Source organism: Thermodesulfovibrio aggregans (assembly GCF_001514535.1).
In the GTDB taxonomy this organism is placed as follows: Bacteria; Nitrospirota; Thermodesulfovibrionia; order Thermodesulfovibrionales; family Thermodesulfovibrionaceae; genus Thermodesulfovibrio; species Thermodesulfovibrio aggregans.
Genome location: NZ_BCNO01000003.1, coordinates 140,747 through 162,404, shown reverse-complemented (window position 1 = coordinate 162,404; position 21,658 = coordinate 140,747). Strand labels below are relative to the sequence as shown.

Sequence of the window (21,658 nt, the reverse complement as noted above, 5' to 3'; positions counted from 1 at the left end):
TTGGTTTGCCTTTTTTAAAACTGATTATTTAAACTATTCTATGAATCTAAGTGAAAAGGACTTTCTATCTTTATCCGAGAAATACAATGTTATTCCACTTTACAGGGAGATAATTGCTGATCTTGATACTCCTGTTGGTGCTTTTTTAAAGCTTAATAAAAAGCCCTCTTTTCTTCTTGAAAGCGTTGTCGGTGGTGAAAAATGGGGAAGGTATTCTTTTATTGGATTTGATCCTGCTTTTATAATAAAATCAAAAGGTAGAAATATAGTTTTAAATGGTTTGGAGCAAAACAGTTTTGATAATGCAAATCCATTTGATTTTCTAAAGAATTTTTTCAAAAAATTCAAAGCCTATTTAGAGCCCGGGCTTCCAAGATTTTTCGGAGGCATGGTTGGCTACATATCTTACGATACTGTAAAACTTTTTGAAAAGGTTCCTGATCTTGAAAAGCCATCCATTGACATGCCTGATATATTTCTCATGATTCCAGAAACAGTTTTAATATTTGACAATCTCAAACAGTCAATAAAGATTGTTTACAATGCTTTTCTAAACTCAGGGAATGCTAAAGAGATTTATGAAAAAGCTCAGGATAAGATAGAGACAATAATTAAAGAACTGAAAAACCACAAGGATGAAAGATTCAGATCCTATTTATATGTTACAAAAAACAGCGATAAAGAACCATTACATGGGTTTGTCTCAAATTTTAAAAAAGAAGATTTTATCAATGCTGTAAAAAAAGCAAGAGATTATGTTTTTTCCGGTGATATTGTTCAGGTGGTTATTTCTCAGAGATTTGAAACAACTTCAGATGTCCATCCATTTGATATTTATAGAGCACTAAGAATAATAAATCCCTCACCATATATGTTTTATATTGATATAGGTGAAGGGCATATTGTTGGCTCATCTCCTGAAATTCTTGTAAGAGTTGAAGATGAAAAAATTACCCTAAGACCAATTGCTGGAACCCGTCCAAGGGGAAAAACTGAAGAGGAAGATATCGCACTTGAGAGAGATTTACTTAGCGATGAGAAAGAAATAGCTGAACACATTATGCTTGTTGATCTTGGGAGAAACGATGTGGGTAGAGTGGCAGAAATAGGTTCAGTCAATGTTACAGAGCTTATGACAATTGAAAGATACAGTCATGTAATGCATATTGTAAGTAATGTTGAAGGTAGACTCAGGCGAGGGCTTGATATTTTTGATGTATTTATGTCCTGTTTTCCTGCTGGAACAGTTACCGGAGCTCCAAAAGTAAGGGCAATGCAGATTATTGAAGAACTTGAACCAACCCGTAGAGGTCCATATGCAGGAGCAATAGGGTATTTCGGTTTTAGTGGGAATATGGATATGTGCATTGGTATAAGGATGCTTGTTATAAAGGATAAAAAAGTATATGTTCAGGCAGGAGCGGGAGTAGTGGCAGACTCAGTTCCTGAAAGAGAGTATCTTGAAACAGTCAATAAGGCAACTGCCATGCTAAAAGCAGTGAGCTTTTTAGAGTCAAAGGAGCAGAAATGATTCTCTTAATTGACAACTATGACTCATTCACTTACAATCTTTATCAATACATTGGAGAGATTAATCCAGATATTGTTGTTTACAGAAATGATCAGATTACTATAGAAGAGATTGAGAAGCTCAATCCTGAAAGGATAATAATTTCGCCAGGTCCATGCACTCCAAAAGAAGCTGGAGTTTCATGTAATGTGATAATGCATTTTGCAGGAAAAGTACCAATTCTTGGAGTGTGTCTCGGTCATCAAGCAATTGGTGCAGCTTTTGGTGCAAAAATAGTTCGCTGTCCAGAGATAATGCATGGTAAAACGTCTCTTATTTACCATGATGGTAAAACAATTTTTAGAGACCTTCCAAATCCTTTTGAGGCAACAAGGTATCACTCTCTTATTATTGATAAAGAAAGTTTACCCGATTGTCTGACTGTCACAGCATGGACTTCAAATGGTATAATTATGGGTATAAGACATAAAGAATACATAATCGAAGGTGTTCAGTTTCATCCTGAAAGCATATTAACAAAAGTTGGGAAGGATTTACTGAAAAATTTTTTAAAACTATGATAACTGAAGCAATAATTAAACTGAGTAAAAAAGAAGATTTATCAGCAGAACTTCTGAGGAAGAGTTTTATTGATATTATTGAAGGCAGAGCATCAGAGGCTCAGATTGCAGCTTTTCTTATGGGACTTTCCATGAAAGGGGAGACAGAAGAGGAGATTCTTGAATCAGTAAGGCTTTTTAGAGAGTATGCAATAAAGATAAGAGCTCCTGAGAATGCCATTGATATAGTAGGAACAGGTGGAGATCACTCTGGAACATTTAATGTATCAACTGCCACAACTTTTGTTGTTGCTGCAGCAGGAGTTCCTGTGGCAAAACATGGAAATCGCTCTGCTTCAAGTCAATGTGGATGCATTGATGTTTTGGAAGAGCTTGGAATAAATGTTAATATGACGCCTGAGAGGGCTGAGAAAGCTCTTTTTGAATGCGGAGTTACAGTTCTTTTTGCACCCCTTTATCATCCTGCCATGAAGAGGGTAGCTCCTGTCAGAAAAGAGCTAAAAATAAGAACAATGTTTAATATTCTTGGTCCGATGCTTAATCCTGCTCAGGTTAAACGTCAGCTTTTAGGTGTTTTTTCAAAACAATATATGGATACAATTGCTAAAGTTTTGATGAAACTTGGTTCAGAGGATATAATGGTTGTCCATAGTGAAGACGGACTTGATGAGATTACAGTTACTGAAAAAACACATATTGTAAGAGCAAAAGATAGTGAGGTCAGCTCAACCTTTATTTGTCCAGAAGATCTGGGGATTAAAAGAGCATTATTGAAAGATATTAAGAGTGTTGACAGAAAAAATAGTGCAGAAATATTTTTGAGTGTTCTTAAAGGGGAGAAAACTCCCTGTTTGGATATGGTTTTAATGAATGCTTCTGGAGCACTTCAGGTTGCAGGAATTGCTAGAGATTTTAAGGAAGGAATTGAGATAGCAAAGGAATCTATTTACAGTGGCAGGGCTTACAGGAAATTTGAAGAGTTTAAAGCCTTTTCAAATTTAAATTAATCATGGCTGAATTAGGTAAAATACAGCGACTTAGCGTAGAAGAATTCAAAGGCAAAAGGAGACTTTTTTGTATTCCCAATATTTTTGTTGCCGATGAAGAAGATGAAAAACTGAAAGAGTTGGTTGAGAAATATTGGGAAGAGGCGATTGTTCATGTAGAAAAACTTGAAAAGTTAGGTTTTGTTACTAAAATATTTGTTGAAACAATATTTATTGAAGGCGAAGAAGCAGTTAATGTAATAAGAGAGACCAATCCTTACTTATATCCTTTCATAGAGAAAAAAGTATCTGAAGGAGCAATTGTTATAGGGATTGAAGATCCTGCAGTTTTTGGGGAATTTATTGATTGGGGAAATTGTTTAAGAGTTGTTAAAACAAGTTCTGTAATGCAGAGAGTTTTTGATTATTTCAGTAAAGCTACAGAGAGAAGAATAATGGAAATAAGCAATAAAATTTCAGATACCCTAAAGGAGGGAGAGTCAGCAGTTTTAATTTTAAGAGATCAAGACAGAATTAAACTTTCTTTAGCAAAAGATATTGAAATTTTTCTTGTTGTTCCCTCCGTATATGATGATATACTTAAATATTTACGAGATAAATTTTTATTTTAAAACATGTTCATTGGGAGTGTATGGGGCTCTGGTGTCCCCCCTGGACTTCAAATCCAGTGTTGCCTGTGAGGAGCGGGCAAGGTGGGTTCGATTCCCACACACTCCCGCCATCTTTTATTTGGGGGTATAAGTATGAAAATCACTCATTATTCATTTGGAAAAATTGTTGTTGATGGGACAGAATATACTAAAGATCTCATAGTATTCCCAGACGCTGTTATTCCATCATGGTGGAGAAAAGAGGGGCATTCCTTGTGTATTGAGGATCTTAATGAAGTATTTACAAAGGATATCAAAATACTTGTTGTTGGGACAGGAGCTTATGAAAGAATGCAGGTGCCCCAGAGTTTAATAGAAGAGCTCAAACAAAGGGGAATTGAAACTATTGTAAGTGCTACAGAAAAAGCCGTAGCATTATTTAATCAGCTTTTATCTGAGGGCAAAGCTGTTGCCGGTGCTTTTCATTTAACCTGTTAGAAAGGAGAGAAAAAATGGATGAAAAGAAAAAACCTTTGCAGGAAAGGATTGCTATAGTAAAGATGCTTCCAAGAGATATCAAAGAACAGTTGACTGTAGAAGAGATGAATGCTTTACTTTATGATGAAGTCTTACCTGATTCATTATTAGAAAAACTTAAAGATTATCTTGCAGATATAGAAAATCCATCAGAGTAAAATAAAAAAATTAACAATCCGAGGAGAGTTTATGCTTGCAGGGACTGTATCCTGTCCAGATTGGGTAATTGCTCAAGAAGCTGAAAAAAGAATGAAAACGATATTTCAGCTTGCCGACGAGCTTGGCATTGCAAAGGATGAAATAATTCCATATGGCTATTATATGGCAAAAGTGGATTATCAAAAGCTTTACTCAAGAATTAAGAATAATAACAATGGCAAATACATTGTTGTCACAGCAGTAACTCCTACCCCCTTTGGTGAGGGAAAATCAACAACAACCATAGGATTAACTCAAGGATTTGGTAAAAGAGGCAAGAAAGTCAGTTGTGCAATAAGACAGCCTTCTGCAGGTCCATTAATGAATGTAAAAGGGAGTGCAGCAGGTGGAGGGCTTTCTCAATGCATTCCAAGAACAGAATTTTCACTTGGTTTCACAGGTGATATAAATGCAGTAATGAATGCTCATAATCTTGCAATGGTTGCCTTGACTGCCAGAATGTTTCATGAATCTAACTATTCAGATGAGATCCTCTGTAAAAAAGGATTGAAAAGGCTTGATATTGATCCAAAAAGAGTACAGATGGGCTGGGTGATTGACTTCTGTGCTCAGGCATTGAGAAAAGTTATCATTGGAATTGGCGGTAAAAAAGACGGAATACCAATGGAATCAAGATTTGATATAGCCACTTCTTCAGAATTAATGGCTATACTGTCACTGGTAAAGGATTTAAAAGACCTGAGAGAGCGAATTGGTAAAATTGTTGTAGCATACTCGAAATCAGGAAATCCTATAACAACAGAAGACCTTGAAGTTGCTGGAGCTATGACAGCATTTATGGTTTCAGCAATAAATCCCAATTTAATTCAGACAATTGAAGGACAGCCCGTATTTGTTCATGCAGCTCCTTTTGCTAATATAGCGATAGGTCAATCCTCAATTATTGCAGACAGAATAGGACTTAAACTCAGTGAATATCACATCACAGAAAGTGGATTTGGAGCAGATATTGGTTTTGAAAAATTCTGGAACATAAAATGCAGGATTTCGGGATTGAAACCAGACGCAGCAGTTATTGTAGTTACTTTAAGAGCATTAAAATATCATGGAGCTGATAGAGATGCTCCGAAGATCATTCCAGGTAATCCTCTTCCAGAAGAATATGTCTTAAAAAATTTTAAATGGCTTGAAAAGGGACTTGAAAACTTATTTCATCATGTAAAAATTGTTAGAAAAGCTGGTATAAATCCTGTTGTTTGTGTAAATAAATTCCAAATAGATGACATTGATGAATTGGAATTTGTTAAAAAAACTTGTAAAGAGGTTGGAATTCCTGCGGCAGTTGCTGATCACTATGAGAAAGGAGGTGAGGGAGCACTTGAACTTGTTGACATAATTATAGATGTCTGCAGAAATAAATCACAATTTAAATTTCTTTATGATATTAATCTTCCTCATATCTCAAAGATAGAGTTAATAGCAAGAGAAATATATGGAGCAGACTCCATTGAATTTTCTCCTTTGGCTTTAGAAAAACTTAAAAATATTAACTCAAATACTGATTTTTCTGATTTTTCAATCTGTATGGCAAAAACCCATTTGAGTCTGTCGGACAATCCAGAATTAAGAGGAGTTCCTAAAGGATGGCAGTTATTTATAAGAGATATTTTAGTTTTTACAGGAGCAAAACTCATTGTTCCTGTAGTAGGACAGATAAATCTAATGCCAGGAACTGCCTCAGATCCGAATTTTAGGAGAATAGATATTGATTTAAAGAGTGGTAAGATAATCGGAATATAGTTATTAAGAAAATAAATTTTAACTATGAATTTGGGTCTTATCCTTTCCTCCTACTCTGCTATTGACAATTACTATATTTTTTCTACATACTTTATAAGTTTAATTTTATAAAAAGGAGGGGATTTACATGCCAGAAATTTCCAAACCCAAAATTAAAAAACCAGCAGGTCTTTATAAAAAGTTTCTTATTGTATTCAATGTGTCAATTATTCTTTCAACTATTATTCTTCTTGCAGGACTTATTATTACCGGATATGAAATTTATGGTGAAGAATTTATCATGAAAAAAATGGGAATTTTAAACACATTTTTAAAATTTTCTCCTATTCTTGGAATATTTGCTTTAGCTTTAATTGCCATATCAACAGCGAATGTTTTTTGGTTTAGAAAGCAGATCATAGTCCCTCTTTCATTAATTGAAGAAGCAGTAGAAGCTATAAGAAAAGGTAATTTTGAAAAGAGAATAAAGTTAAGCACAGGTGATGAATTTGAAAAAATTGCTGATGCCTTTAATCAAATGATGGATAAGCTTTCTACGCTAATTCAGACAGAAGAAGAGAGGAAAGAGATGCAAAAAAACATTATAAAATTCTTACAGATTATGACTCAGGCCTCTGAAGGAGACCTTACTCAGAAAGCAGAAGTAACTCCAGATATTTTTGGTTCCTTGGCTGATGCATTTAATCTCATGATTGATGGATTGAGCGAACTTGTTAGAGAAGTAAAGATTAGAGCAGAGGATGTGGGACAGCACAGTAATATTCTTAATGAAATAATTCAAAAATTACAGTCAGGTGCTGAAATACAAAAACAGGAAATTGAAAAAATAGTATCTCTTATTGAAAATGCTTCTGAAATTGCTTTGCGTACAAAAGAAAAAACTGCCACTGCAACAGATGTTTCAAAAGAAGCCATTGATGCAATAGTTAAAGGGAATGAGATTGTGTCAGAAACATTTAATAGTATGCAATTAATTAGAACAGCTGTTCAGGGAATAAACAGAAGAATGAAACTTCTTTCAGAAAAATTGATGGAGATTGGAACAATTTCTACAATAATCAGTGATATTGCAAACAGAACAAATCTTCTTGCTCTCAATGCTTCAATTGAAGCAGCTAGAGCAGGTGAGGAAGGAAAAGGATTTGTTGTTATCGCTGAAGAAATAAGAGGTTTGTCTGAAAAAACAGCTAAATCATCTAAAAATATAGGTGAGATTATTGCAGCAATTCAGGAGGAAGCAACTGTTGTTACAAAAAATCTTGAAGAAGAAACTAATTATGTTGAAATAGGAACCGACATGGTAAATCAAACAACTCAAATATTTGACAAGATTGATTTAATTATAAAGAAAATAGGAGAGGTTATAAGTGACATTAATGAGTATACCTTGAAACAGAAAGAAATAACAGATAAACAGGTAAATTCAGCTCAAACAGTAAAAGAAATAACTGAGAATGTTTACGAAATAACTAAACAGCTTACAGATATCTCTGATTCTCTATCCAATACTTCAAAGGAATTTGTTAATGTAACTGAAAGATTTAAAGTTTAATAATGAAGTTCTGGCTGTGATAGGCGATTAATAATCTGTTCTTCTATGGATTTTTCATCAAAGGGCTTGACAATAAATCCATCTGCTCCTGCTGCAATAGCCTTTTCTTCGTGTTTTTTTGTCCCTCTTGAGGTAAGAACTACTATTGGTAAATTTTTGAATCTTGGATCTTTTCTGACTCTACTTATGAATTCATAACCATGCATTACAGGCATTTCAAGATCTGTTACTATAAGATCAACTTTGTTATTTTCAAGTAAATTTAATGCTTCAACTCCATCTTTTGCAGTATATACTTTTAGTTTTTTATTTTCAAGTACACTCTGTAGAGTCTTTCTTACACTTATAGAGTCATCAACGACAAGGACAGAACCCTTATATGTAAAAGATTCTGAAATTTTGGGCGAAATGGTTATGAACATAAACTCTTCTTCAAATAACTTTAAAGGATCAATGACATATATTGGAATACCTTTACCAGATATAAAATAACCAAGATATTGAGTTAATCCTTCAAGAAATTTTCCGAAACTGTGAACTGTTGCTTCCTCATAACCTGAAATTTCATCAACAATAAGTCCTTTTCTTATACCTGAAAAATTAAAGACAATGACATACCCCTTTTCAATTTTTTTGCCATTCGTAGAGAATAAAATTTCTGAAAAAACTTTAACAGGGATAGTTCTATTTTTATGGTTGATATTTCTTTCTGTTATAGCTTGAGGAAAGTCTTCTAAAGTTAAGATTTCTTCAACATAGTTAATGGGTATGGCAAAATTTAAATTGTGAGCATTGAAAGTCAAAAGATTGCTTATAGACAATGATTGAGGGATTTTTATTATAAAAGAAGTCTCTTTATCTGGTTTTGAAAACACTTCAATTGTTCCTTTAAGTTTTGAAATGGTTGTTTTAACAATAGTGAGCCCCATACCTCTACCACTTTGGAAATCTATTTCTTCTGATGTGGAAAAACCAGGGGCAAAGATATAGGAAAGAATTTCTTCCTTTGAAATGAATGAAGCGTGCTCAGGAGTAATGAAATTTTTCTGTATAGCGATCTCTTTTACTTTATCAATATCTATCCCTTTACCATCGTCTTGGATGGTTATAATTATATGTTTACCTTCTTTTCTTACATAGATTTTTATATGACCTGTTTGTTCTTTACCTTTTATTATTCTTTCTTCAGGGTATTCAATCCCATGTTTAATAGAATTTCTAAGAATATGAAGCATTGGTTCATATAGTGCATCAAAAATAGGCTTGTCAATTTTAACTTCCGCTCCTTTAATCTCTATTTCAATAATTTTCCCATGGGTTTTTGCTATGTTTTTTATAGCTTCAGAAAGTCTATGTAGAAGTTTTCCAATCGGTAGCATTCTTATTTCAATTAGGCTGTTTTTTAAATGGTTGATCTCTCTGTTTAGAGATTTTAAATTGGATGAGAGATGTTCAGAAAAAATGAATAGCGAATTTATACCCTCCGTTATATCATTAGTTATTTCCTGAATCTTCCTTAAAAAAATATGGTATTCATCATATCGGTCAAATTCAAGATCACTGAAATCTGTAAAGAAGCTATCAAATACTTTTTCATTTTTATTTTGTGTGGATAACCAATATCTATCTGAAAAATCAGTTATTTCTTTTATAAGTCTTTTACCACTATTTTGTATTTCCTCTATAATGTTAAATAATTCTTTTTCCTTGTCTAAAATTGTATTTTTGTGAACGAGAGTTTCTCCCAAAGACGCAATAATACTATCAATTGCCTCAATTTCTACTCTAACAGTATTAATCATAGGAGAGGTTTTAAAAACAGAAGTTTTGTATTGTTCAATGGAAAGAATTTGCTTTTTATGTATGATATTGTCAATTGATTTTATGACTTCCTCATCAATCTCACTTTTTTCTTCCCCTGTTTCGCGTACTTCATTTACTAATAAGAGTATTGCATCAATGGCTTTTTTTATCCAGTAGAGAAAAGAATCGTTATAATTTATTTCTTCATTCAAGATAGATTCAAAAAAATCTTCAAGGCGATGAGAAATTGTGGCTGTTTTGTTGAAATTAAAAAGAGAAGCAGAACCTTTTAAAGTGTGAGTTGTTCTGAAAAGACTTTCTATGGTTTCTTTGTCGTATCCCTTAGTTTCAAGCTCCTCTATCCCTTCAATTAAAGTATTTATATGTTCTTCTGCTTCAAGTAAAAAATATCTTATTAGCTCGGATTTATCCATCAGCCTTAGTATCAACAGGTTTTTGAGCGCTTACTTTCAGTTGTTCAAATAACTTTTCAGGATCAATTAAATCTTCTACCTCTATATCAGGATCAAAATTAACAGGGAAAGGTGCTATATCGGACAAGATTCCTATTTTTTCACCTTTTACTTCAATAACCAACAATTTGTTATCAGAATAGTTTAATCTTTCAATATTGTAAACTTTTGCTAAGTCTACTGCTGGTATAATTTTTCCTCTTACAGGTATAACTCCAATAATGTAGTCAGGAGACCCTGGAATTGGAAATATTCTTGTAACATCCAAAACCTGAACAACATATTCTTTGGGAACAATAAACTCTCTCTCGCCTACTCCTAAAACAAAATATGATTTTTCAGCTTTTATTTCTTCAGACATTTCTTCACCGCTACCAAAAGATCAATTGGTTCAAAAGGTTTTGTAATATATTCATCAGCTCCTTGCATCTTACCCCAGTATTTATCAGCTTCCTCTTTTTTGGAAGTAACAATAATTACAGGTATATTTTTTGTTTTTTCATTTTTTTTCATTTCTCTGCATATTTGAAAACCGTTTTTTTTAGGCATGACAACATCTAAAATAACTAAATCAAAATTTTCTCGTTTTATCAATTCTTCAGCTTCTTCTCCATCTTTTGCAAAAAAAAGTTCATATCCTCCTTCTTTGAGGATAGACTCTATATATTTAGCATCTACATTTGAATCTTCTGCAACAAGAACTTTATACATTTTCTCTCCTTTGATTATATTATATCATTTTATAATATTTTCACTAAAAAGTTCTAAAGGTGTATAACCTGGTTTATTCAACAACCATGCTTCTGAAAAATCTTTTTTTTCAAAAATAAAACTTCCGTTCGTAATATTTTTCAAGTAACTTAAAGTTTCCACAGTAAAATTCTTTATTTCCTCATCAGAGAGTTCTTTTAATAGTTTGGAACCAATTTTTTGTTTTTGTAAATTTGAGATTCCATATATAACTTTTCCATTTATAAATAAAAATTCGTAAGCAACCCCATTACCAAAAGCATAGAATATACCATTTAGGTTTTTAGAATTGATTAAATCAAAAATTTCAGAAATTCTGAAGAAATTTAAACTTCCCGATAAAATAACAGAATAATCTTTTATCAATCCATATTTTTTTAGTGTTGCTTCAACTGTGCTATCAAATAGAGAGGTTATTTTTTCATAAAAGTTATCTAATTTATTATCTATTATTTTTTCAAGAGCAGTTAAATCGAAGGCAAGTTTTGTTTCTTCAATCTCTGTTTTTGTTGATTCTTCAATTAAGTCCTCAGCAGGCTTAATATCTTGTACTTTTAATTCTTCTATTTCAAAACTTTCTGATTTTTCTAATATTTCCAACTCTCCAGGTTCAATCAGATCCTCTACTGGAAGAGATGGCTCTAATTGTTCAAGGGTATCTTTTTTTAATTCAATTTCTTCTAATTCAATTTTTTCTGTTAAATTAATTTCTTTTTCTTCTGACAATGATATTTCTTCAGTTTCAGGTAGTGAAATAGACTCTTGTAATTCACTCTCAGATAGTTCGAAAGATTCTGTTTCTTCCTCACTTTTTAGTTCTATTCCTGAAGGTTCAAAACTAAAAGCAGGGATTTCCTCAGTAGTTTCTTTAATCTGGGGAATTTTTCCAAGAACTTGATTAATTTTACCTACCAATTCTTCTGATTTGAAGGGTTTTATGAAATAATCAAGAACTCCGTATTTTTCAATAAATGTCTTTCCAACTGTTTCACCTTTTCCAGTAATCAAAATAATAGGAATTTCCTTAAGAACCTCATTTTCCCTTATAAGTTTACATACTTGAGCACCTGTCATCTTGGGCATTATAAAGTCAACTAAAATTAAATCGGGTTTAACTTCCTCAGCAATTTTCAGTCCTTCTTCTCCATCACCTGCCGTATAAACGTCATATCCTGCTTCCTGTAGAGAGACTTCTGCAAGTTTTCTTACAAGAGGACTATCATCCAATACTAAAATTTTTCCTTTAGACATTGTTTACTCCTTCCTTACTCAAGAAGTTTTTTCATCGTTATACGCATTCTTTCAATTGCCTTTGCCAGAATAGCTATCTCTCCACGAGCATCTTTAATTTCTACTTTTTGTGATGTTTTCCCCATAGATATTTCATCAGTAACCTTTGTAAGAGCTATTATTGGATTTATTACATATTTATTCATACCATATCCTATTAAAAGAGCTATAACTATGAGCATTACAATGTAAACTAAAATATTTATTCCAAGAATTGTAAAAACTTTATAGGGGCTAAGAATCCTTTCTTTAACAATATAGATAAAACCAATTACTTTGCCTGAGAAATCTTTAACAGGAGTGTAGATTACAATATATTCTTTACCTGCATAAGATACAATTTCAGTATAATAAGTATTTTTGGATTGAGCAGCTCTTTTTAAAGATGCTTCAGAGATGAATAACTTAGGATCTTGCTGTGTGAAATAAAGAGAAACCCATTGCCCAAAGACATATTTTACATCCTTTAAGCCTTGCCAACCAGAAAGTAAATCTTTATAAATAGCAATTCCAACATCAGCAAATATTGCTTTTTTAATTTGATCTATCTCAGATTTTATACCCCCACCAAAATCAATACTTCCTACATAATTACCTTTATAAAAAATTGGTTCAACTCCTCTTAAGCCAACTCCGCCTAATCCAATCTCAATACCTCTTACACCTTTTTTGGTTGCTTCTACCTGAACAACAGTCTTACGTTCTTTTGAAATATCATCACCAAAATGAACAGGATCATGAAGTCTTACAAGAGAGACTGCAGGAGGGACATGAAAGTGAAATTGAGCAATACCAAAATTTTCTTTTAAAGAATTAAAAACTGGCAGAAATTTATCAAGTAGGCGATTTCTATCTTTTTTACTAACAGCTTCCTGAACATCTGGCATATTTGCAACCAAATGTGCCATCTGTTGATAATGAATTGTTGCTGTTTCAAGCAAAACTTGAGCGGTGTTTACAGATGCTTCAATACTACGATTTTCTTCATCCTTCAGAGTACTTACTTGCATAAAATAATTAAAAACAATTAAAACACTCATTCCTGCTATCAAAGTTGCCAAAAGTGGCAGTGCTATTCCTGCTCTTAATCCAAGTTCTATTCTCATTTATATACCTCCTAAAATTTTATTTACTTCCTGTAAAAACTCTTTTTTTGATTGAGGATCTTCTATTTCATCCTTTAACATATCAACCAATCTGAGAAAATCTTCTTTTGATGGAGGCTCGGAAGGAATCCATTTTTCAGTAATATATTTTTCAGTAATTTTTCCTCCTATAGGACCAATTTGTCTTATTAAAGCTGTCTTAATGCCTTCTTTTATCTTCTGAAAATCTGAAGATTGAATAATAGAAGAGTCTGAGGAAGTGACAAATTTATTCATACCTTTTAAATTTTTTATTATATCTTCAGTTGAGGGAATATCATTACTTGTAATGTCGATTGAAATTTGAGAAATAAAATTATATGAAACTGGCTGTCTTAAAGCTATTTCATTTAGACATTCTATACCTTTTTTAAATCCAAAAGATATGTGGTATATTTCTCCATTTCTTAGATAAAATTTAAGGAGGTTTTTTTCTGAAGAAAAACTGATAGTAAGCAAACCTGTACTTTTTGCTTTAAATAGACTGTCCACAACATCTGCAAGATTTTTTTTCATAAGACTTTATAAAAGAATAGCAAATAGTAATTATTCATATCAAGACCCTACCAAGAGATTTAATTTTTAGGTATTATTTTGCATCAACTGGATAAAATTTGTAAAGAATTTGCCCTTAATAAAATCGGGATGCTCAAAAATATTTAAAAATAAAGGTATATTTGTTTGAATTCCCTTTATTGCTGTTTCCTGAAGAGCTCTTTTCATTCTACTTATTGCTTCCTGTCTATTTGCTCCTTTTGCAATAATTTTAGCTACCAGGGAATCATAATAGGGAGATACTTTACATCCCTGATAAAGATAGCTATCAACCCTTATGCCTGGTCCGCTCGGAAGATGTAAAAATTCTATAATACCCGGAGACGGAATAAACTTTTCAGGATCTTCTGCGTTAATTCTACATTCTATAGCATGTCCATAAAACTTAAGTTGAGATTGTTTAAGAGATAAAGGATAACCTTTAGCAACTTTTATCTGCTCCTTAATGATATCAATGTTGGTGATTTCCTCTGTCACTGGGTGTTCTACCTGAACTCTTGTATTTATTTCAATAAAGAAGGGATTTAACTCTTCATCAACAATGAACTCAAAGGTGCCTATATTTCTGTATTTTAAAGCCTTTGCTGCTTTTACAGCATACTCACATATCCTTTTTCTTAATTTTTCGTTTAAAACTGGAGAAGGAGCTTCTTCAAGCAGTTTCTGATGTCTGCGCTGTATAGTACAGTCTCTCTCCCCAAGATGAATAATATTACCATTTTTATCAGCAAGTATTTGCACTTCTATATGTCTTATTTTCGGAAAGTATTTTTCAATATAGAGATCACCATTACCAAAAGCTGCAATAGCTTCTCTTTGAGCTATAAAAAAAGCTTGTTCAATTTCTTTTTCGTCATTTACTATTCTCATCCCTCTTCCACCACCGCCTGCAGAAGCTTTAAATATTACTGGCAGTCCTATTTTTTTGATTACTTTCATACAGGAGTCTTCATCTTTTACAGGTCCGTCACTTCCTGGTACTACAGGAATACCTTTCCTTTTAAGTATCTGTCTTGCTTTTGCTTTATCTCCTCCAACTCTGATATTTTCAGGAGTAGGACCAATAAACACTATTCCAGAGTTGATGCAAGCCTCTGCAAATTGCGCGTTTTCGGATAAAAATCCATATCCTGGATGGATCGCTTCAGCATCTGTTATTTCTGCTGCAGAGAGAATTGATGTAATGTTTAGATAACTCTGTGCAGGATTTGCAGGACCAATGCAAACTGCTTCATCTGCCAGTTTTACATGTAAAGAATCTTTATCAGCTTCAGAATAAACAGCAACGGTTTTTATGCCAAGCTCTCTACAGGCACGAATTATTCTTACAGCTATTTCCCCTCTATTTGCAATAAGAATTTTCTTAAATAACTCCATCACTCAGTTACCTCAATTAAAAATAGAGGTTCTCCATATTCTACTGGTTGACCATTTTCAACGAGTATCTTTCTCACAATACCTGAAACATCACTTTCAATCTCATTCATAATTTTCATTGCCTCAATTATGCATAAAACCTGTCCCTTTTTTACCTGTGAGCCAACCTCAACAAATGGTGGAGCATCCGGAGAGGATGCTCTATAAAATGTTCCAACCAGTGGAGAAGTAATTGTGTGAAGAGTCTCTTCTTCCTTTAAAACTTCTTTCTGATAAGAAGGTTGTGAAGGCTCAACAGATGTTTTAACTGTTTTAGTTATTTCTACAGGTGCATAAACATAACCTCTTTTAATTCTGATTTTAAATCCTTCTTTTTCAATGTTTAATTCGGTTACATCAGTATCTTTTAAAAAAGATATTATTTCTTTTATTTCTTCAAGTTCCATTATTTACTCCTTTACCTTTTCAATGTACTCACCTGTTCTTGTATCAATTTTTAATAAATCACCTGTCTGAATATGAAAAGGAACTTTTACTGTGAGACCTGTTTCAAGTTTTGCCGGTTTTGTTCCTCCAGAGGCTGTATCACCCTTAAAAGCTGGTTCGGTTTCAACAACTCTTAGTTCAACAAACATTGGAGGTTGAATCAAGAGAGGTTCACCTTTGTAGTAAATTACATCTACAATCATTTCCTCTTTTATATAGTAAAGGGCATCTCCAATTTTTTCAGCAGGTATGGCAATCTGTTCATAACTTTCCATATCCATAAAGACATATGAGTCTCCCTGAGAGTAAAGATACTGCATCTGTTTTTCTTCAAGTTCTGGTTTTTCAAATTTTTCTCCTGCAGGAAAATTCTCTTCAAGAACTCTTCCAGTTTTTAGATTTTTTATTTTTGTTCTTACAATTGGTGCCCTTTGCTGCATTTTTACATGTTGAAAATCAATTATTTCGTATGGTTCTCCTTTGTATTCAATTTTTAAGCCTTTTTTAAATTCTGATGTAGAAATCATATTCCACCTCCTATAAAATTTCTAAATCTCTTGAAAGCGTTGTTAAAGTCTCCACTGTATTTTCTCTTACAACAACCATGTCTTCTATTCTCACTCCACCCAGGCCTTCAATATAAATTCCAGGCTCTACAGTAAAAACCATACCTGGTTTAATTACATCTTCAGAGTTATGATTTATCTTTGGAAATTCATGCACATCAAGTCCTACTCCATGTCCTGTGGCATGTCCAAAATATTCTTCATAACCTGATTGTTTTATCAAATTTCTTGCTGATAGGTCAATATCTTTTGCAGGAACATCAGCTTTACAACTCAAAATTGCCTGTCTTCTTGCTTCATTTACGATGTCATAAATTTCTTTCTTTTTATTATTAATTTCTCCTATTATAAAGGTCCTTGTCATATCAGAAAAGTAACCTTCATACTCTGCGCCCCAATCAATTATAACAAAATCACCACGATTTAGTTTTTTATTAGAGTTTCGCCAATGGGGCATTGAAGAATTTGAGCCAGATGCTACAATTACAGGGAAGGGTAGAGTATCACTCTGCTTTTTTATTTCATTTTCAAGAGCCGTTGCTATAGTTTTTTCTGTAATTCCTTCCTTTATAATAGGTTTAATCTTTAAAAAAGATTCTTCAGCAATTTTTACAGCTACCTTTATTTTTTCAATCTCTTCTTCTTCCTTTATTGCTCTGAGTTGCTCAATAACATAGTATTGTGGAACAAGCTCGATATTTTTATTACTGCTAAGTTTTAAAAAAATATCAACAGTACAGGTAACTTCAAAGGATAGTTTTTTTATTTTCAACTCATCAATAAATTTCATTAAGGCATTAATCCAGGAATCTTTAAAAAGTACAATTTCAGCAAGGGCTTCTTTTCTTGCCTGTTCAAAATAACGAAAGTCAACAAGAAGATAAAGTCCTTTATAAGTTAAAATACCTACGGCAAAAGAGCCCTTAAAGCCAGTTAAATATCTAATATTTTTAAGATTGGTTACTAATAAAGCCTCAGAAGTTGAATTGATTTTATCAAAAACCTTATTGATTCTCTCTTCATATCTATTTGCCAAATTTTAACTCCTTAACTTTAGAAAGAATCAAACCTGCTATGTCTTCTTTTGGAAGCAATTCAGTTTTTTCTTCAAAAAATTTTTTCCCTTTTTTGTAAATCATTATTACCTGATTAGTATCTGATTGCATTCCTGTATTTTTTTGCATAATATCATTGAGAACAATCATATCAAGAGCTTTCTCTTTGAGCTTTACTTTTGCTCTTTCTATATTGAGCCCTGCTTCAGCAGAAAATCCTACAGTAAATGGCTTTCTTTTGAGTTTTGAAACTTCTTTAAGTATGTCAGGACACAGCTTAAGCGGTATTGATTTTAATAGTTTCTTATCGATTTTTGTATTAAAAAGTTTCGCGGGCTTAAAATCAAGTGGTGCCGATGCCATTAGAAGAATTGTGGCAGAATTTATATTTTCCATGACTTTATCAAGCATTTCTTCAGTTGTCTCAATTCTGATAAATTTATCCACCTCTGGAGGTTCAATATTTGAAGGTCCGCTTATCAGGGTTACTTTTGCACCTCTTCTTTTTGCAATTCTTGCAAGGGCATATCCCATTTTCCCGGAAGATTTATTTGTTATAAATCTTATTGCGTCAAGGTGTTCCCGAGTAGGTCCTGCAGTTACCAATATATGTTCTTTTTCTAAATCTTTTTCAGTTAAAACTGACAAAACAGCTTCAAAAATTTTCTCTGCTCTGGAAAGTCTACCGGTACCTTCTTCTCCACATGCAAGCAAGCCCTGTTCAGGTCCTACAAACTCAACTCCAATGCTTTTCAGAAACTCGATGCTTTTTTTTAGTTGTGGAGTTTCATACATTCTCCAGTTCATAGCAGGAGCTATAATTACAGGACCACGAAACGCAAGAAGAGTAGTAGTAAGAAGGTCATCGGCAATTCCACAGGCATATTTATTGATTAAATTTGCTGTTGCCGGTGAAATTAAAAAGACATCGCACTTTTTTGCAAGTTCAATGTGAGAGAGAGGTTCTTGAAACATATCAATTAGAACTCTATTTCCACAGGATATTTCAATACTGAGAGGGGTAACAAAATAAGTTGCCTTTTGAGTCATCACAGGGAAAATATCTGCACCAGCATCTCTCAAGAGCTTAATTATATCGTATACTTTATAGGCTGCAATACTGCCAGTTATGCCCAGTAGAATCTTTTTATCTTTTAAGAGTTGTTTCACCTTTGTTTATTCTTGCTCATCAGATTGTTGTTCTGAATGGTCTGAAAACAGTTCTTCAAGCATTTTTTCAGCGGATTCCTTCTCATTCAGGTAAACCTTTAGATCTTTCTCAAGCTCGCTTAGATCAGGAATTGCTCTTCTTTTTTCTTCAAGAAGTTTTTTAACATTAATATGTTCAATTTTTTCTTTAGCCTTTAAGGCTTCTTCACCGGTAATGTATTCTATTTTATTTGATAAGACCTCAAGTAAACTCAGGGTTGTAACTTTTTTTACTTTTTTTTCCATTTTTGGTGTAGCGCCAAGAGAAAGTTCAGCAGCCCTTTGAGCTGCTATAAGTGCAAGGCGATATCTGGAATCAATTTTTGTCCTGTCAATCTCTATTGGCAGAGAAATAATATCAAAAATTTGATCTTTTTTTTCCATTTCTTTTTCCTCCTTATTTTTTAAAGATTTTTTCTATTTCATCGTCTTTTATTTTTTTTGTTTTAAGTCTTTCAGCGCAAACAATGCAAAGCAACTCATTAAAAGCTTTTTCAAGGTTATCATTTATTACAACATAGTCATAAAATTTATAGTTAGAAATTTCTTCGTTTGCTTTGCTCAATCTTTTTTTTATTATATCTTTATCTTCATTTCTATTTAAAAGTCTTCTCTCGAGTTCTTCTAAAGAAGGTGGAAGAATAAAAATTAAGATACTTTCAGGATAGAGTTTTTTCATATTTTTTGCGCCCTCTGTGTCAATATCAAGTAATATATCATATCCTTTTTCCATCAACTGCTGTAAAACACTTTTGGAAGTTCCATAGAAGTTTCCGTAAACTTCTGCCCATTCAATAAATTCGTTATTAGATATCATTTTTTCAAAAGTCTCTTTATCTACAAAAAAATAATCTACACCCTCTATTTCACCAGCTCTAGGCTTTCTTGTCGTATGCGAAATGCTCATCTTTAAATCAGGTAATGCTTTAATTAGTTTATTGCACAATGTTGTTTTACCAGAGCCAGAAGGAGCAGAAATAACAAAAATATTTCCTCTTTTATAGAGATTCATCTTCTGTCCTGTTTGTCTCATTAATTCTCTGCAAAATTGTTTCAACCTGTAATGCGCTCAGTATTACATGGTCACTGTCAGTAATTATAATTGAACGTGTTTTTCTCCCTTCAGTCACATCAATGAGTTTTCCTCGTTTTTTTGCTTCATCCTTTATTCTTTTCATAGGAGAAGACCCAGGATTTACTACTGCAACAATTCTTGATAGAGATACTATATTGCCAAAACCTATATTTATGAAACTCATTGAATATTCTGAATCTGTTCTTTTAGTCTTTCAATTTTTGTTTTTATTTCAATGCCCAGAGTTTTAACTTGAAAATCCTCTGTTTTTGACAGAACTGTATTAATCTCTCTATTCATCTCCTGAAGTAAAAAATCCAGCTTTTTTCCCATTGCTCCACCTTTTAAAATACTTTCTTTAAACTGTATGATATGGCTACGAAGTCTATCAACTTCCTCTTTTATATCTACTTTCTGTGCATAAAGAAAAATCTGTTCAAAAATTCGTTTTTCATCAAGATTATTTTCTGTTATTAACTGTTTTACTCTATTTTTCAAAGAATTAATATAATTATTATAACTTATATCAACCAAAGTTTCTAAATTTGCCAAATCCTGTTCAAGATTGTCGCTAATTTCTGTTAGAGTTTGTTTTATCAATTCTCCTTCTCTTTTTCTCATCTCATGGAGTGAGTCAAGAGCTTCTGTCAGAGCAAGCATAAGGGTATTTAAATCAGGTTCCTCTTCTTCATATACAAAGATTTCTCTAAAGTTTGCAAACATAGAAATATCAATAGAGCCAAGAATACTTAACTCTTTTTTTAAATCAATAAAAGCTTCATAAAGTTGTTTAGCAAGATTTTTATTTAGATAGATTTTACCAGTTTTTGCTCTATAATTAATCGTTACGGTAATATCTATTTTGCCTCTAAGGAATTTTTCTCTTATGAGGTTTCTTATCTCAATTTCATATTTTGAAAGTATTTGGGGTAATTTAAGATTTATCTCAAGAAATCGGTGATTTAGAGATTTTGCCTCAACTCTAAATATTCCTTTTTCAGAATATCCATAACCAGTAAGGCTTTCTATCAATCTAATTCTCCTTTTATTTTGATAAGTTTATTTCTTGAAGTTTTACCTTTTATTATCTCAATTTTTGATTTTGGTACATTCAGTATCTCAGAAAGTATCTCAATAAGCTCTTTATTTGCCAATCCATTGTGTGGTTGAGCCTTAAGTTTTAATTTTAATACATCTCCTTCAACTCCTTCAGCACCAGAGTTTTTTGCTCCAGTTTTAACATTTACTTTCAATAAAAATCCATCTCTATCTTTTGATAAAGGTATTTCCATTTTTTGATAACCAAAAATTATAGTATAAATTACCTGCAATAAAAGTTACAACAGATAGAAAAATTCCAGACAGAACATCCGCAAAATAGTGATATCTACAGTAAATTGTGGAAATTATTAAAAACAATACCGGAATACTGCACAATAAAAAAAGTTTTTTACTATATTTCCACATTAAAAATAGAACAACTAAGGATATTGCTACATGTCCACTTGGGAAGGCGTCTCTTTTTATTCCTTCAAGAGAGTTTAAAAAATCTCTGATTTTGTCTGCTAAAAACAAACCATTTAATTCGTTTTTAAATACATGAGCAATGCTGTATCTTGGACCAAGTGCTGGAAAAAGTATATAACCAATGTATGAAAGGTAATAACATAAGAGAACGATAAAGAGAGCTCTGTAAAATTCTTTTCTGTCACCATTTTTAATGAGATAGATGCCAATTATAAATGGAAGAAAATAATAAAAACAGTATGAGATTTGCATGATTTCAGTTAATAAAGGGTTGGCTATTTTGTCAAAGTAGAGATAGGGGTAAAATCCCAGAATTGAATAATCTATCTTTAGTAGGACCATATCTATATCTTCTGGATTAATGTAAGGTATAAGCTCACCAACTGTATCAAAGGCTATCAATACAGAAAGAACAGGGAATCCAATGTTTTTTATAAAAGAGGTGAGAGCATTTTCGGGAACTCTAATTAGAAAGAACTGGAAGATAACCATAGAGATGTAAAGTACGAAAAAATTAGAAAAATAATAAATTTTATCGGAAAAAATAAACACAACAGCGCTCATAACTGCAAAAAAAATAATATTTAACTGAAATGCTGGCTGAATACTAA

At 32.5% G+C, this 21,658-nt stretch carries 25 protein-coding genes and 1 tRNA gene; 9 read left to right on the top strand and 17 right to left on the bottom strand.

The window, feature by feature from the left end:
- Window positions 1–40 precede the first annotated feature (40 nt).
- The 9 genes from trpE to TAGGR_RS09410 all read left to right on the top strand — a co-directional run bounded on the left by trpE (window position 41) and on the right by TAGGR_RS09410 (window position 7,736).
- On the top strand, window positions 41–1,531 hold the full coding sequence (trpE, locus tag TAGGR_RS09450; RefSeq protein WP_059177119.1) for an anthranilate synthase component I: 1,491 nt from the start codon (window positions 41–43) through the stop codon (window positions 1,529–1,531).
- Window positions 1,528–2,091 (top strand): anthranilate synthase component II, encoded by a 564-nt coding sequence (locus TAGGR_RS09445; protein ID WP_059177118.1) that lies wholly within the window; start codon window positions 1,528–1,530, stop codon window positions 2,089–2,091. The genes trpE and TAGGR_RS09445 overlap by 4 nt, the downstream gene beginning before the upstream one ends.
- A complete protein-coding gene (gene trpD, locus TAGGR_RS09440; RefSeq protein WP_059177117.1) occupies window positions 2,088–3,098 on the top strand; it encodes an anthranilate phosphoribosyltransferase in 1,011 nt (336 codons plus the stop codon). Before TAGGR_RS09445 ends, trpD begins: the two co-directional genes overlap by 4 nt.
- Before the next feature lie 2 nt (window positions 3,099–3,100).
- Entirely contained in the window at window positions 3,101–3,709 is a 609-nt protein-coding gene (locus TAGGR_RS09435; protein ID WP_059177116.1) for a hypothetical protein, read from the top strand.
- Between the two features lie 12 nt (window positions 3,710–3,721).
- Window positions 3,722–3,819: transfer RNA gene (locus TAGGR_RS09430), tRNA-Sec, on the top strand.
- A 22-nt stretch (window positions 3,820–3,841) separates the two neighbouring features.
- Entirely contained in the window at window positions 3,842–4,186 is a 345-nt protein-coding gene (locus TAGGR_RS09425) for an Mth938-like domain-containing protein (RefSeq protein ID WP_059177115.1), read from the top strand.
- 14 nt (window positions 4,187–4,200) lie between these two features.
- A complete protein-coding gene (locus TAGGR_RS09420) occupies window positions 4,201–4,383 on the top strand; it encodes a hypothetical protein (RefSeq protein ID WP_059177114.1) in 183 nt (60 codons plus the stop codon).
- A 31-nt stretch (window positions 4,384–4,414) separates the two neighbouring features.
- Entirely contained in the window at window positions 4,415–6,184 is a 1,770-nt protein-coding gene (locus TAGGR_RS09415; protein WP_059177113.1) for a formate--tetrahydrofolate ligase, read from the top strand.
- Between the two features lie 127 nt (window positions 6,185–6,311).
- Window positions 6,312–7,736: a methyl-accepting chemotaxis protein gene (locus tag TAGGR_RS09410; RefSeq protein WP_059177112.1), complete on the top strand. Its 1,425-nt coding sequence runs from the start codon at window positions 6,312–6,314 to the stop codon at window positions 7,734–7,736.
- Here the strand turns inward: TAGGR_RS09410 and TAGGR_RS09405 are convergent.
- The 17 genes from TAGGR_RS09405 to TAGGR_RS09325 all read right to left on the bottom strand — a co-directional run bounded on the left by TAGGR_RS09405 (window position 7,733) and on the right by TAGGR_RS09325 (window position 21,599).
- Window positions 7,733–9,973, bottom strand: a complete 2,241-nt coding sequence (locus TAGGR_RS09405; protein ID WP_059177111.1) for a hybrid sensor histidine kinase/response regulator — start codon at window positions 9,971–9,973, stop codon at window positions 7,733–7,735. The two genes, TAGGR_RS09410 and TAGGR_RS09405, sit on opposite strands and share 4 nt — an antisense overlap.
- Entirely contained in the window at window positions 9,966–10,373 is a 408-nt protein-coding gene (locus TAGGR_RS09400) for a chemotaxis protein CheW (protein WP_059177110.1), read from the bottom strand. The genes TAGGR_RS09405 and TAGGR_RS09400 overlap by 8 nt, the downstream gene beginning before the upstream one ends.
- Window positions 10,358–10,723: a response regulator gene (locus tag TAGGR_RS09395; RefSeq protein WP_059177109.1), complete on the bottom strand. Its 366-nt coding sequence runs from the start codon at window positions 10,721–10,723 to the stop codon at window positions 10,358–10,360. Before TAGGR_RS09395 ends, TAGGR_RS09400 begins: the two co-directional genes overlap by 16 nt.
- A 24-nt stretch (window positions 10,724–10,747) precedes the next feature.
- Window positions 10,748–12,013: a response regulator gene (locus tag TAGGR_RS09390; protein WP_059177108.1), complete on the bottom strand. Its 1,266-nt coding sequence runs from the start codon at window positions 12,011–12,013 to the stop codon at window positions 10,748–10,750.
- A 14-nt stretch (window positions 12,014–12,027) separates the two neighbouring features.
- The gene (locus tag TAGGR_RS09385) at window positions 12,028–13,158 is read right to left on the bottom strand and encodes a cache domain-containing protein (RefSeq protein ID WP_059177107.1); all 1,131 of its coding nucleotides are present in this window, start codon (window positions 13,156–13,158) and stop codon (window positions 12,028–12,030) included.
- Window positions 13,159–13,713: a DUF8082 domain-containing protein gene (locus TAGGR_RS09380; protein WP_059177106.1), complete on the bottom strand. Its 555-nt coding sequence runs from the start codon at window positions 13,711–13,713 to the stop codon at window positions 13,159–13,161.
- A 66-nt stretch (window positions 13,714–13,779) separates the two neighbouring features.
- Window positions 13,780–15,129, bottom strand: a complete 1,350-nt coding sequence (gene accC / locus TAGGR_RS09375; protein WP_059177105.1) for an acetyl-CoA carboxylase biotin carboxylase subunit — start codon at window positions 15,127–15,129, stop codon at window positions 13,780–13,782.
- On the bottom strand, window positions 15,129–15,575 hold the full coding sequence (accB, locus tag TAGGR_RS09370) for an acetyl-CoA carboxylase biotin carboxyl carrier protein (RefSeq protein ID WP_059177104.1): 447 nt from the start codon (window positions 15,573–15,575) through the stop codon (window positions 15,129–15,131). The genes accC and accB overlap by 1 nt, the downstream gene beginning before the upstream one ends.
- A gap of 3 nt (window positions 15,576–15,578) precedes the next feature.
- The gene (efp, locus tag TAGGR_RS09365) at window positions 15,579–16,142 is read right to left on the bottom strand and encodes an elongation factor P (RefSeq protein ID WP_059177103.1); all 564 of its coding nucleotides are present in this window, start codon (window positions 16,140–16,142) and stop codon (window positions 15,579–15,581) included.
- Between the two features lie 10 nt (window positions 16,143–16,152).
- Window positions 16,153–17,217 carry a M24 family metallopeptidase gene (locus TAGGR_RS09360; RefSeq protein WP_059177102.1) on the bottom strand — a complete coding sequence of 355 codons (1,065 nt, stop codon included), beginning with the start codon at window positions 17,215–17,217 and terminating at the stop codon, window positions 16,153–16,155.
- A complete protein-coding gene (gene coaBC, locus TAGGR_RS09355; RefSeq protein ID WP_059177101.1) occupies window positions 17,207–18,406 on the bottom strand; it encodes a bifunctional phosphopantothenoylcysteine decarboxylase/phosphopantothenate--cysteine ligase CoaBC in 1,200 nt (399 codons plus the stop codon). Before coaBC ends, TAGGR_RS09360 begins: the two co-directional genes overlap by 11 nt.
- 6 nt (window positions 18,407–18,412) lie before the next feature.
- Entirely contained in the window at window positions 18,413–18,829 is a 417-nt protein-coding gene (gene rpoZ, locus TAGGR_RS09350; protein WP_059177100.1) for a DNA-directed RNA polymerase subunit omega, read from the bottom strand.
- A 13-nt stretch (window positions 18,830–18,842) separates the two neighbouring features.
- Entirely contained in the window at window positions 18,843–19,478 is a 636-nt protein-coding gene (gene gmk / locus TAGGR_RS09345) for a guanylate kinase (RefSeq protein WP_236698934.1), read from the bottom strand.
- The gene (locus TAGGR_RS09340) at window positions 19,444–19,704 is read right to left on the bottom strand and encodes a DUF370 domain-containing protein (protein WP_059177098.1); all 261 of its coding nucleotides are present in this window, start codon (window positions 19,702–19,704) and stop codon (window positions 19,444–19,446) included. Before TAGGR_RS09340 ends, gmk begins: the two co-directional genes overlap by 35 nt.
- Complete coding sequence (locus tag TAGGR_RS09335; protein WP_059177097.1) at window positions 19,701–20,552, bottom strand: YicC/YloC family endoribonuclease; 852 nt, start codon at window positions 20,550–20,552, stop codon at window positions 19,701–19,703. The genes TAGGR_RS09340 and TAGGR_RS09335 overlap by 4 nt, the downstream gene beginning before the upstream one ends.
- Entirely contained in the window at window positions 20,549–20,812 is a 264-nt protein-coding gene (locus tag TAGGR_RS09330; RefSeq protein ID WP_059177096.1) for a DUF167 domain-containing protein, read from the bottom strand. The genes TAGGR_RS09335 and TAGGR_RS09330 overlap by 4 nt, the downstream gene beginning before the upstream one ends.
- Entirely contained in the window at window positions 20,787–21,599 is an 813-nt protein-coding gene (locus TAGGR_RS09325) for a phosphatase PAP2 family protein (protein WP_161936217.1), read from the bottom strand. Before TAGGR_RS09325 ends, TAGGR_RS09330 begins: the two co-directional genes overlap by 26 nt.
- Window positions 21,600–21,658 lie beyond the last annotated feature (59 nt).

Bases quoted from the DNA above. Each gene is read 5' to 3' on its own strand.
- gmk (WP_236698934.1), bottom strand. From the start codon at position 19,478: ATGAGACAAACAGGACAGAAGATGAATCTCTATAAAAGAGGAAATATT.
- trpE (WP_059177119.1), top strand. From the start codon at position 41: ATGAATCTAAGTGAAAAGGACTTTCTATCTTTATCCGAGAAATACAAT.
- efp (WP_059177103.1), bottom strand. From the start codon at position 16,142: ATGATTTCTACATCAGAATTTAAAAAAGGCTTAAAAATTGAATACAAA.
- TAGGR_RS09420 (WP_059177114.1), top strand. From the start codon at position 4,201: ATGGATGAAAAGAAAAAACCTTTGCAGGAAAGGATTGCTATAGTAAAG.
- TAGGR_RS09435 (WP_059177116.1), top strand. From the start codon at position 3,101: ATGGCTGAATTAGGTAAAATACAGCGACTTAGCGTAGAAGAATTCAAA.
- TAGGR_RS09390 (WP_059177108.1), bottom strand. From the start codon at position 12,013: ATGTCTAAAGGAAAAATTTTAGTATTGGATGATAGTCCTCTTGTAAGA.
- TAGGR_RS09410 (WP_059177112.1), top strand. From the start codon at position 6,312: ATGCCAGAAATTTCCAAACCCAAAATTAAAAAACCAGCAGGTCTTTAT.
- rpoZ (WP_059177100.1), bottom strand. From the start codon at position 18,829: ATGGAAAAAAAAGATCAAATTTTTGATATTATTTCTCTGCCAATAGAG.
- TAGGR_RS09395 (WP_059177109.1), bottom strand. From the start codon at position 10,723: ATGTATAAAGTTCTTGTTGCAGAAGATTCAAATGTAGATGCTAAATAT.
- accC (WP_059177105.1), bottom strand. From the start codon at position 15,129: ATGGAGTTATTTAAGAAAATTCTTATTGCAAATAGAGGGGAAATAGCT.
- TAGGR_RS09415 (WP_059177113.1), top strand. From the start codon at position 4,415: ATGCTTGCAGGGACTGTATCCTGTCCAGATTGGGTAATTGCTCAAGAA.
- TAGGR_RS09425 (WP_059177115.1), top strand. From the start codon at position 3,842: ATGAAAATCACTCATTATTCATTTGGAAAAATTGTTGTTGATGGGACA.
- TAGGR_RS09380 (WP_059177106.1), bottom strand. From the start codon at position 13,713: ATGAAAAAAAATCTTGCAGATGTTGTGGACAGTCTATTTAAAGCAAAA.
- trpD (WP_059177117.1), top strand. From the start codon at position 2,088: ATGATAACTGAAGCAATAATTAAACTGAGTAAAAAAGAAGATTTATCA.
- TAGGR_RS09385 (WP_059177107.1), bottom strand. From the start codon at position 13,158: ATGAGAATAGAACTTGGATTAAGAGCAGGAATAGCACTGCCACTTTTG.
- TAGGR_RS09405 (WP_059177111.1), bottom strand. From the start codon at position 9,973: ATGGATAAATCCGAGCTAATAAGATATTTTTTACTTGAAGCAGAAGAA.
- accB (WP_059177104.1), bottom strand. From the start codon at position 15,575: ATGGAACTTGAAGAAATAAAAGAAATAATATCTTTTTTAAAAGATACT.
- TAGGR_RS09330 (WP_059177096.1), bottom strand. From the start codon at position 20,812: ATGGAAATACCTTTATCAAAAGATAGAGATGGATTTTTATTGAAAGTA.
- TAGGR_RS09400 (WP_059177110.1), bottom strand. From the start codon at position 10,373: ATGTCTGAAGAAATAAAAGCTGAAAAATCATATTTTGTTTTAGGAGTA.
- TAGGR_RS09340 (WP_059177098.1), bottom strand. From the start codon at position 19,704: ATGAGTTTCATAAATATAGGTTTTGGCAATATAGTATCTCTATCAAGA.
- TAGGR_RS09445 (WP_059177118.1), top strand. From the start codon at position 1,528: ATGATTCTCTTAATTGACAACTATGACTCATTCACTTACAATCTTTAT.